Source organism: candidate division WOR-3 bacterium, assembly GCA_039802205.1.
In the GTDB taxonomy this organism is placed as follows: Bacteria; Hydrothermota; Tepidihabitantia; order SM23-42; family JAOAFX01; genus JAOAFX01.
In genome coordinates this window covers 1-10,571 of the sequence record JBDRWD010000078.1, presented here as the reverse complement: position 1 = coordinate 10,571, position 10,571 = coordinate 1, and the positions used below count along the sequence as shown (strand labels likewise).

Sequence of the window (10,571 nt, the reverse complement as noted above, 5' to 3'; positions counted from 1 at the left end):
ATTACTGCCGATGTTTTACGTCCTATTCTTGAAGCAATGGTTAACCAACCAAATGACCTTATAGGCGATTTAAACGACCTTACTACAACTAATAAAGATAGTGTAGTAGATGCAATAAACGAGGTTAACAACTTATCAAACGGTGGTATAACGATACACTACGGAAGTGATACACCATTTATAACACCTCCCGTATCTTTTGAATTAGGGGATTTTTACGCTCAACTTGATGGGAGTAGTGTATTAGGATTTTGGCAGTATAACGGTAACGAATGGGTTGAGATAAAAGAGGTCACTGGCGGCGTACAATCTGTTACAGGCGATGGAGTAAGCGGAACGCCTGAAGATGTTGTAATGACATTTCCAACAGCTAGCGAAATTGGAGCTATAGAAGATGCGCCAAGTGACGGCAAACAATATGCTAGAAAAGATGAAACTTGGAGCGAGGTAGTTATTCCAAGTAGTGGAGTTCAAACCGTTACAGGCGATGGGGTTGATAATACAGACCCTGAAAATCCTGTTTTAACTTTCCCAAAAGAAGAAGAAATAACAGGCACAAGACTAACAGACGCAAGTGTAACGGGTTCAACTCCTTTAGATTGGGATGCCTATAAAGTATTTGAGTTTACTTTAACAGGTGCAACTACACTAACCGATACTAACCTGCCAACAGGAACAGAAACAAAGGTTATTGAGTTGGTTATCTCAGGAAACCAAGTGCTAACATTACCAGCGTATTGGGAAGCATTGCCAAGTAATGACGCTTACGATGGAACGGTTAGAAACCATTTAGTTGTAAGTTGCATTGATGGCGATAACGACGATATTATTTACTCACTTCAAAATCTTTCTTCATAATGATTGGAATTATTTTAAACAACGAAATAAAACTTTTTGGGAGTATTCCTAAAACTTGGAATAACATATTAAACTATCACTTAGCAGACGCACAAGTGCATTATGATGATGGTTTTAGGGATGTAGTGCAACCAACTTATAACACCGAAACTCAACGCAAAGGAGGTATTTATTTTGACGAGGTTAACGACTATTTCACATATGAGGTAATCGATAAAACTATTGAAGAAATACAAGCTGAAATATTGGCTAATTCAGAAGCACAAAAAGAGGTTTTAATTCAAGAGAAATTAAAAGTTCAAGTTGAAAATGAAGTGCAAGCCTTACCAGATACCGAAGCATTAAATAATCAGGGGTTATATCCAACTTGGACACATCCATTTTACTATACTTTAGACTTTAAGTGTCAACACTTTAATGCTGAAAATGAATTAGTATTGTATAAATGCGTACAAGCGCACGAAAGCCAAGAGAATTGGCAGCCAAAAGACGTACCCGCATTATTTGTGAGGATAGCACAAGAGGGTGAGATATTAGATTGGGTACAGCCACAAGGTTCACACGATGCGTATCAAACAGGAGATAAGGTAAATCATAACGGGCAAGTATGGATTTCGGTAGTTGATGATAATATATGGGAACCGTCTGTTTATGGATGGGAAATTTATACAGGATGAAAAGAAGATTATTAAATATTAAGAGAGGTTCAATCACACCCATTAAATCCGCTATCCTACCATTCAATGGCGGTACAACTGCGAATATGATAATTGCAACGGTGGATAATAGCGATTGGACTATTAATTGGGGAGATGGCACGTTAGAAACTTATCCGAGTGATTCAGGAGTTTTCAGAACACACACTTACGCTTCATCGTTTATTGGTAACGTTATAATATATGGGGATGTTAGCTATTTGCGTTCAAGTACTGGAAGTTACGATTTTACAAATGTAGTTAATTTCACGAATTTAGATTCCTTGTGGTTGCAAAATAATCAGTTTACAGGAAATATGAGTGGCGTTATTAGTTTGACATCACTTACTTACTTGTTTTTATATAGCACTCAATTCACAGGAAATATGACTGGCGTTACTGGATTAACGTTACTTACTACATTACGATTAAATAGTAATCAATTCACTGGAGATATGAGTGGGGTTAGTGGATTATCATTACTTACTACCTTGTATTTAATATCTAATCAATTCACATACACATACTCCTTACTATCGTCAGGTTTTGTAAATTTTTATATAAGATTAAAATCAGGCGAATTGTCAAATCCAACAGATATAGACAACATTCTAATTGATATTGATAACAACACAACATCAGGAGGAGGTACGATTGATTTACGTAGTACAGGTGCTGCAAGTCCAACAGCTGCGAGTGCCTCAGCAGTATCATCATTAATAAGTAAAGGTAGAACAGTATTAACTAATTAATATGGAGGTAGCAACATCATAATTAGTGAAAACTTAAAACAAATAATATGAAAATTTTAAAAAGAATATACCAAACAATCGTAAACATCCCTAAAGATAAACTACTTCATTTTATCGTGGGATTGCTTTTAGGATTATTATTAAACCTATTTATAACTTATGAATGGGCTTTATTTATTGTCTTAATTGTAGCAATAGGCAAAGAAATTATAATTGATTACTTACTTGGAAAAGGGACGGCAGAAATTGCAGACGGATTAGCAACTTTTCTAGGTGGGTTTATAGCAATTTGGATTTCGCAAATATTGATTTTATGAAAAAACTATTTATAATCTTAGCAATTGCAACGGCTTTTTATAGTTGCTCAACTGAACTAACTGAAACAGAGCAATCCAGACCGCAAAATACAACAACGGAAAATCTAATTGTCATCACACTAGACGGTCTAAGATGGCAAGAAGTTTTTGAAGATGCAGACGTATTTGATAGGGATTATCTAAGCACTATTGGTAATCTATACGGAAATAGGAATGTAGGAAACAAGGTAAACGTCGCTAATCCTACTAATATAAGTTATCCAGGCTACCACGAAATATTCACAGGGAATACAACGGGGATATTAAGTAACAATCCAATAAGAAACCCACATAAAACGGTTTTAGAATATATTAACGAGCAACGAGGATATAATAGCGATAATGTGCAAGTGGTAAGTGTTGGAGGTTTCACAGTACCTTTATTTCGCCCTGATGCAGCATACTTTCCTATTTATACACCTACTAATATTTATAGCGGAGGGGATGTTTTTAGCGTAGATTATAAAACTATTTTTAATTCTGAAACTATACACAATGAGAAGTATTTATATTTATTAGAAAAATCAATTAGTGAAATAGATAATTATACGCCTTTAATACATCAATTCGGAAGTGGTGGAATAGGAGAAAATAATGAGTTAAGCGAATTACTTTTATACTTATTAGGGAAAAACATTTTAGAAATTGATAACCCTAAAGTTATGTATTTCTACTTTGCAATGACTGATTTATTTGCACACAATGGAATTTGGAACGACTATACCAATGCTGCAAGGAATGTAGGGGTCTACATCAAGGACTTAGTAGATTTTGTTAACACGCATCCGCAGTACGCTAACAACACCACTATATTAATAACAACAGACCACGGGCGAGGGAGTTCGAGCTGGGGGGCGCACAGTTCAAATACAGAGGGAGCGGATGAAACTTGGTTTATCTTAATATCGCCTTACACAAACAAAGGAATAGTTAACGAGCAAAAGCAATACTATAACGAGCAACTCGCGCAAACAATGGCAAATATTTTAGGATTTCAATACGAAGCCGATCACGAAATTGCAGAAGCTATAGAATTATAACCAACCAAAACCCCAATATAAAAATGAATGATTTTCTAAGAGAATATTTACCTCAAATATTAACACTTGGCGCAGGTGCTGGTGCTTGGGGTTACGAGAGAAACAAGAGAAACCAAGAAATTAAAAAAGCAGAAACATCAAACCATAAAGATATTATGGAATTGTATCAGGCGGCTTTAGACGATTTAAAAACACGTTATGATGCGAATTTAAAGGAGTTGGAAGCTAAGTACGATTTGAAGTTTAAGGAAATGGAAGCACGTTACAATCGGCTGAAGAAAGCCTTTGAAGATTATAAGAAGAAACACCAATAAAAAAAGCCCTCCGTGATGACGTTTTAGAGGGCTAATTTGATATAGAAATGTCAGCGGTGTAAATATACATAAAATTATGATACTACCAATTTTTGAGTGGATAAAAAAGTATATTGATTTTAAAACTACTAAAATATTTCCTATGCAACTAACCAAAGACTTTCACAAGAGCGAGTTTGACAGTAAAGACGGCTCAGAAATGCCAGACGATGTATTGCAAAATGTACAGAAACTTGCTAATCAATTACAAGTGTTACGAAATTATATAGGTAAACCTATTTACATAAATAGCGGTTATAGGTCGCCAAGCCATAACAAAAAAGTGGGGGGTAGTCCAAACAGTCAACATCTATTAGGAAAGGCAGCAGATATACGTGTTAAGGGTTATACAACTGAAAGATTAGCAAAGGTTATCGAAAGTTTGATAAATAACGGAGATATGTTGCAAGGTGGTATCGGTATTTATAACAGCTTTGTTCATTATGACCACAGAAGAACTAGAGCAAGGTGGGATTTTAGAAAGTAGATATGAAAAGGAAAATAGATATATGGTGGGTTATCATAGGAATTATAATACTATTTGCAATACTCAAACAATGCACTTATACTGAGCCTGAAATAGTGGAAAAGGAAGTGGTTAAAATAGTTAAGGTTACCGATACTATTAACAACACAATCATAAAAGAAATACCTAAAAAAGTTTATGTCGAAAAAACTAAAACAATAAAAGGTAAAGACACTATAATTTATCGAGATAGGCAAAATGATAGTACAATTAATGCAAATCAATACGAAACTACTATAAAGACAGATAACTCATCAGCAGACTTGCAAATAACGACCACAGGAGAATTATTAGATGTTCAGGGCGTAATTCATTACAACAAGGAAATAAAGACAATAGAACGCACTAAAACGATTAATGCAAGCGGTTTATTTATTTATGGAAAACACCCAGTTAACAACACGTTTAATCCTGAGTTAGGTTTAATGTATAATATGAACAACAAAATCTTAATCGGGGCGGGTGCTAATTACAACAACTTCACTAATAAAATTGATGCTTCAATAACAATAGGTTTTAAATTATAACTATATTTGTTAAAACCAACCAATCATATATGAAAGTTAGAAAACGCTTGACCGACCAAGAGGCTACTTCTTTTGGATTAAAACTTAATAAGAAGCAAGAGGGGCGAGATAAGTCACTCTATATGATAGACAAGCACCAATGGCAACAAGTTAAAGAAGCACGTTCAAAGGGTGTTATAGATAGTTGTAACAAGTTAGAAGTAGATGTTAGCACGGTTAAACATCTATGGAAAAAGACTAAAAAAGAAAGTGTTTTTGTTAAAAATCCATTATACGTTAACGAGGTTGAAAAAACTTATTTAGATTTAAGAGATGAGATATTAAAAGACATTAAAAAATATACTCCCAAATTTGAGAAATTAGAAAGGGAAAAACACCCCGATTCACATTTATTAGTAGTTGATCCAGCCGACATTCATATAGGTAAACTTGCATCAGCATTTGAAAGCGGAGACGCTTATAACAATCAAATAGCAGTTAGAAGAGTTTTGGAGGGCGTCAGGGGTATTTTAAGCAAGTCTAACGGCTTTAATATTGATAAAATACTGTTTATAGGTGGTAACGATATACTACACATAGACACGCCAAAAAGAACAACTACAAGTGGAACGCCACAAGATACTGATGGTATGTGGTACACTAATTTCTTAATCGCTAAAAAACTTTATGTTGATGTATTAGAAATATTGCTGTCGGTTGCAGATGTTCACTTCACTTTTAACCCGTCAAACCACGATTATACAAATGGTTTCTTTTTAGCCGACGTAATTCAAACGTATTTTAAGGACTGTAAAAATATTACTTTTGATTGCGATATTTCACATAGAAAATACTATAAATACCATAACAATTTGATAGGAACTACACACGGGGACGGGGCAAAAATGCAAGATTTGCCTTTGTTGATGGCTCACGAAAGTAAAGATTGGAGTAGTGTTAAGCATAGATACATTTATACACACCACGTACACCATAAGACATCAAAAGACTTTGCGGGAGTTACGGTTGAGAGTTTAAGAAGCCCTAGCGGTACAGATAGTTGGCATCATCGAAATGGCTTTTCTGGTGCGCCTAAAGCGGTAGAAGGTTTTATTCATTCAAAAGATAACGGACAAGTCGCCAGATTGACACATATATTCTAATTCCATTAGTTAATCAACTTGTGAACTACCCACCCACGGCAGAGCCGATGGGTTTGGCTTCGGGCTTCACAGAGTATGCGCTATTACTAACGTCTGATTTTCTCTCCACCTTTGTAATGGCGAGTTCCTCACCATATATTTTTAAACCTTCTTTAAGAATATTTTGACTTGCATTCAAATCACGGTCTAATTTATGACCGTTTTTACAAGTCCATTCTCTAATCGAAAGATTTAAGTCTTGATTTATCCATCCACACTCGTTGCAGGTCTTTGAACTAGGAAAAAATCTATTGACTTTTACAAGTTCCTTTCCGTACCAATCACATTTATATTGAAGTAAGGTTACAAAGTTACCCCAACTTGCATCCGCAATATGTTTGGATAGTTTTCTATTTTTAATCATACCTTTAACGTTTAAGTCTTCAATACTTATTAAATCATAAGATTCAACAAGTTCTTTGCTGACTTTATGTAAGGTATCTAATCTACAACTTGCAATTTTCTCGTGTATCTTGGCAACTTTGATTTTTTGTTTTTCAAAACCATTGCTTCCTTTTTGCTTACGAGAAAGGTGCTGTTGTGCTTTCTTTAATTGTTTAGCATACTTTTTTGTGTATCTATTGTTCTTAAATTTCTTATTATCGGAAGTAATCACAAAATCTTTTAAACCAAGGTCGATACCAACTTGTCTATTTGTTTTTGGTAATTCATCAGCCTCTTGTTCTGTGAAAATTGAAACATAATATTTACCAGTAGGTGTTTTGGTAATACTCATCTTACCAATTTTACCTTTAACTTCTCTATGTAACTTTATTTTAATACCATCTTTGAATTTAGGTATGTTTAGTTTTCCATCAACTATTTTGCCTGATTGTGGGACTGTGAAGCTATTTTTATTTCTACGTGATTTGAACCTTGGAAATTTTGCGTTGCCACGAAAGAAGTTAGTATATGCACTATCCAAAGATTTTAAGGCAAACTGCAGTGTTTGGCTATTTACTTCTTTTAACCACTTTGTATCTTCTTCTTTTTTTAGTTTTGTCAGGGTGGCAGATTGAACATAATAATTATCAGACTTTTTATCTTTCTGATACTGTTCTTTTCTTTGATTGAGGAAGTAATTATACACAAAACGAGAATGCCCAAAATGCCTAGCAAGATTCTCTTCTTGTTCAGCATTAGGATATATCCTGAATTTATATGTTTTATTTACTTTCTTCATTTCTTATGCAAATATACGTGAATAGTATAAGTTATGCAAATATTTTTTTTATTATTTAAGCCAAGGTTAGTAGTCGCTTATATCCCACCCACGCTGAAAAAGCGATGAATGGGTTTTACGCTCCTACTTATAAATGTACTTTATTAGTTTATTTGCTGATAACAAAGTATAAATTAAATGCTTCGCACTTAACTTATACAGGTGTTAGCAAACATTAAAACGATTTGCTAACACGGTATATAGTTAATGCCTGGTTCCGTGATTAATTCAATCGTTTGTGCTTGTTTACCCATAATTAAATATTTTAATTAAAAAAAGGCAGGTGTTCTACGGTTTCTTTTTTCACATACAAAGGTCTATAATCTTCAATATTAATTCCTTTAGGAACAACCATTCCTCTTATTTTAATTACTGCGTTTTTAGTTGATTTCCCTTCTTTAATAAATATACCTTCTTCAGTTATAGTACACCTTTTTTTACTTACTAATAAGCAAACTAATTTATCATTGCAATTCATTTTTAAAATATTTAATTATTAATTCTGTTTTTAATTTTAAAGTCTGTGTTATTTACACGGCACTAACCATATACCAAAACGTTAGCGGTCATGCTAAATGACATTCCGTTCAATTGACAAATTTTCTTTTGACAATACGACAATATAACCTTGCCTTTGAACTGCTAATGGTAGTTCTTTCTTTAGGTGCTTTGCTACATCATAACTTGCACGTAGCAATGTTTTCTCACGGCTTTTTACTCGGTTTACTTTGCTTTCAAGTTCGGCAATTTCTTTTCTAACTTCTTCAAGTTCGTTTGCGCAGGTGTTAAGCAAATCAGCTCCTTTAATTTCTTCGTGTTGTATCAAATTGACAATATTTGACCAACTTAAATCGTCTATGTATTCCATTTTTTTCATTCAGATTTGAGAAGCACGAACCGCTAACAAGTGCTATACAATATGGCGGCTGACGTGCTTCGATTAAACATTTGTACTTAATTAAACTTTGGTGCTTCGTATTGGGCTTTCTGCTGAAAATCCACCACATCGTATAGCACCGATACGTTATACCACATTTAACCAATCACCACCATCTTCCATTAGTTCAATCTGACCATTTCCTTGTTCTATTATTTTATTTAAAATACCTAATCCGTAAGATGTTGCTGTTCCATATCCTTTTTTGTGACACTTATAACAACTTCCACTAAATCCAATAAAATAATAAAAGTTTTCGTCTTGTTCTACTTTATCAATTCCAGAGTTTAACTTCCATTTATCACCATCTAAATAACCACCAGCCCAAGTTCCAAAAACTTTATAGTAATTGTTTGGTAGTTTTAATATTACCCATCTTTCGGGTGTTTCGCTTATATTTCTTTTCATAATTTTATGTTTTTACTATAATTTAAAAACCGAGTTCGTCAGCTTCAATTCCATTTTTAAGGAATACTTGCTTTAGTTTGTTAATATGAATACCAGTGAATCTAATCGGTGAGCTAACTATTTCTTCTTGCTCTTTTAAACATTGATTAAGCAAAGAACTACCGCTAACAATATATAAACCACATAGCTTTTTATGCGCTTCAATTGCAGTTAGTTTCTTTTCATCCAATGCTTTTACTATTTCCCAAATTTCTCTTTCCATATCGTTACGTTGTTTATACTCGTCCGTTACCAATCCCAAGAATACCCAACTCTAATATAAAAGTTCTCTCTCCATATCTCATCCCATCCCATAGATTTCATATCTCCCCTGAAAATATAACTGCCATTAATACCGATTAATAACCCGCTATCAAATGTATAATCAACACCGCCCTCAAATCCAGCAATCGGGTTAGGTGCGCCGTTCCTAAATGCTACACCCATTCTACCTCCTGCATACGTTGCAAGGTTCTCAAAATGACCGTATGTAAGACGTAGACCATAACCCCCATGAATGTCGAAGTAACCTCCTGGAAGTTGGGCAAAACTCTCTATTCCAAACTTGGCATACATTGCCCCTCTGTACTCAATGTCTATTCCTATGTCCAGTCCATTTTCTTTTATTGATGCATTCGGATCTACATAAGCCGAAAATGCAAAACTTTCTTTCTTGCCGAATTGTACTTGTCCAATAGTTACGCTTGTAACTAATAATATTAATAGTGTTGTTAGTGTTTTCATAATTTATAATTTTGGTTATTTATTAATTTTAAAAATCTATATTATCAGAAATCTCCTTTAAGATAACTTTTAACATATAATTATCTCTATCTTCTTCATTATCAAATTCAACCTCATCAGAACTTATATCTCCGTCTTCATCTATTGAAATATTACATTCAAACTTACCTTCAAATTTACTTTTTAAACTTGGAATAACATAGTCTAAATCAGCGCAAGCAGAACGCCCAGTCATTGGATAGTGGTCAGAAAATCTAACTGTTAACTCTATTCCATACTTGTTATCGTTGCTTATAGTAACGTAATCAGATGATTTTGAACATTCCAATTCAACATTAAACCCTATTTTTTCGAAGTGGTCTTTTACGATGTATGATTCATTGTAATTCATAATATAAATTTTAGTGTTATTATTTGAGACAAATATACAAAATCTTTTTTAATAACAAACTATAAACAAACTTTTTTTTATCATAAAATTATTGTACATTTGCAAGTATGAATAAAAAATTAAAACAACAATTAAAGAAGAAAGGTTTAAGCGTATATGGATTAAAAGACCATTTAAACCTCAAAAGCCCCCAAGCGGCTCAATACATAGTTAATTCTAAAGACTTGACCGCTGATTACAATCGTATAAAATCAATTGCGGAATACTGCGATTGTTCGATTGAAGAAATTTTGGATTAAAAAAAAGCCTCTAAATTAATAGGGGCTTTTTTAATTAGTTGATACAACTTTCAATTGTCATCGTTTTAAACTTTATTATTTTTAATTCTTTTTCTTTGTGTGCTATCCTTTCCCGTAGTTTATCTACTTCATTAAGGATTGAATTTCTTTGGTGGCTATTTTTGCATTCAGGTAGAAAAAATAAATATCTTTCAAGCATTTCTAACAGATCACTTTTATAAGTTTTAGACCTTACTGAACTTT

At 33.6% G+C, this 10,571-nt stretch carries 18 protein-coding genes; 10 read left to right on the top strand and 8 right to left on the bottom strand.

Annotated elements, in window-relative coordinates:
• From ABIL39_11645 to ABIL39_11605, 9 genes are all read left to right on the top strand, one after another.
• On the top strand, positions 1-858 hold an 858-nt coding region (locus ABIL39_11645), incomplete at its 5' end, for a phage neck protein fibritin (protein ID MEO0166777.1).
• Positions 858-1,535 (top strand): hypothetical protein, encoded by a 678-nt coding sequence (locus ABIL39_11640; protein MEO0166776.1) that lies wholly within the window; start codon positions 858-860, stop codon positions 1,533-1,535. The genes ABIL39_11645 and ABIL39_11640, both read left to right, overlap by 1 nt.
• Entirely contained in the window at positions 1,532-2,305 is a 774-nt protein-coding gene (locus ABIL39_11635; GenBank protein ID MEO0166775.1) for a hypothetical protein, read from the top strand. The genes ABIL39_11640 and ABIL39_11635 overlap by 4 nt, the downstream gene beginning before the upstream one ends.
• Before the next feature lie 47 nt (positions 2,306-2,352).
• The gene (locus tag ABIL39_11630; GenBank protein ID MEO0166774.1) at positions 2,353-2,622 is read left to right on the top strand and encodes a hypothetical protein; all 270 of its coding nucleotides are present in this window, start codon (positions 2,353-2,355) and stop codon (positions 2,620-2,622) included.
• Complete coding sequence (locus tag ABIL39_11625) at positions 2,619-3,701, top strand: alkaline phosphatase family protein (protein ID MEO0166773.1); 1,083 nt, start codon at positions 2,619-2,621, stop codon at positions 3,699-3,701. The genes ABIL39_11630 and ABIL39_11625 overlap by 4 nt, the downstream gene beginning before the upstream one ends.
• 23 nt (positions 3,702-3,724) lie before the next feature.
• On the top strand, positions 3,725-4,015 hold the full coding sequence (locus tag ABIL39_11620) for a hypothetical protein (protein ID MEO0166772.1): 291 nt from the start codon (positions 3,725-3,727) through the stop codon (positions 4,013-4,015).
• Positions 4,016-4,091: 76 nt separating this feature from the next.
• Positions 4,092-4,541, top strand: coding sequence for a D-Ala-D-Ala carboxypeptidase family metallohydrolase (locus tag ABIL39_11615; GenBank protein ID MEO0166771.1), 450 nt, complete (start codon positions 4,092-4,094; stop codon positions 4,539-4,541).
• A 2-nt stretch (positions 4,542-4,543) separates the two neighbouring features.
• Positions 4,544-5,107, top strand: coding sequence for a hypothetical protein (locus tag ABIL39_11610; protein MEO0166770.1), 564 nt, complete (start codon positions 4,544-4,546; stop codon positions 5,105-5,107).
• Between the two features lie 29 nt (positions 5,108-5,136).
• Positions 5,137-6,249: a hypothetical protein gene (locus ABIL39_11605; GenBank protein ID MEO0166769.1), complete on the top strand. Its 1,113-nt coding sequence runs from the start codon at positions 5,137-5,139 to the stop codon at positions 6,247-6,249.
• A gap of 25 nt (positions 6,250-6,274) precedes the next feature.
• Here the strand turns inward: ABIL39_11605 and tnpB are convergent, their stop codons facing one another.
• The 7 genes from tnpB to ABIL39_11570 form a co-directional block, all read right to left on the bottom strand.
• The gene (gene tnpB, locus ABIL39_11600; GenBank protein MEO0166768.1) at positions 6,275-7,471 is read right to left on the bottom strand and encodes an IS200/IS605 family element RNA-guided endonuclease TnpB; all 1,197 of its coding nucleotides are present in this window, start codon (positions 7,469-7,471) and stop codon (positions 6,275-6,277) included.
• 304 nt (positions 7,472-7,775) lie between these two features.
• Positions 7,776-7,988, bottom strand: a complete 213-nt coding sequence (locus tag ABIL39_11595; GenBank protein ID MEO0166767.1) for a hypothetical protein — start codon at positions 7,986-7,988, stop codon at positions 7,776-7,778.
• Between the two features lie 93 nt (positions 7,989-8,081).
• On the bottom strand, positions 8,082-8,303 hold the full coding sequence (locus ABIL39_11590; protein MEO0166766.1) for a hypothetical protein: 222 nt from the start codon (positions 8,301-8,303) through the stop codon (positions 8,082-8,084).
• 231 nt (positions 8,304-8,534) lie between these two features.
• Positions 8,535-8,855, bottom strand: coding sequence for a hypothetical protein (locus ABIL39_11585; GenBank protein ID MEO0166765.1), 321 nt, complete (start codon positions 8,853-8,855; stop codon positions 8,535-8,537).
• A gap of 22 nt (positions 8,856-8,877) precedes the next feature.
• Positions 8,878-9,150: a hypothetical protein gene (locus ABIL39_11580; protein ID MEO0166764.1), complete on the bottom strand. Its 273-nt coding sequence runs from the start codon at positions 9,148-9,150 to the stop codon at positions 8,878-8,880.
• Entirely contained in the window at positions 9,144-9,638 is a 495-nt protein-coding gene (locus tag ABIL39_11575; GenBank protein MEO0166763.1) for a hypothetical protein, read from the bottom strand. The genes ABIL39_11580 and ABIL39_11575 overlap by 7 nt, the downstream gene beginning before the upstream one ends.
• 28 nt (positions 9,639-9,666) lie before the next feature.
• Positions 9,667-10,029: a hypothetical protein gene (locus ABIL39_11570; GenBank protein ID MEO0166762.1), complete on the bottom strand. Its 363-nt coding sequence runs from the start codon at positions 10,027-10,029 to the stop codon at positions 9,667-9,669.
• Positions 10,030-10,136: 107 nt separating this feature from the next.
• Here ABIL39_11570 and ABIL39_11565 point away from each other — a divergent pair, with 107 nt between their 5' ends.
• A complete protein-coding gene (locus ABIL39_11565; GenBank protein MEO0166761.1) occupies positions 10,137-10,328 on the top strand; it encodes a hypothetical protein in 192 nt (63 codons plus the stop codon).
• A gap of 34 nt (positions 10,329-10,362) precedes the next feature.
• Here the strand turns inward: ABIL39_11565 and ABIL39_11560 are convergent.
• Positions 10,363-10,571 (bottom strand): hypothetical protein (locus ABIL39_11560; protein MEO0166760.1); only part of this gene is annotated, 209 nt, incomplete at its 5' end.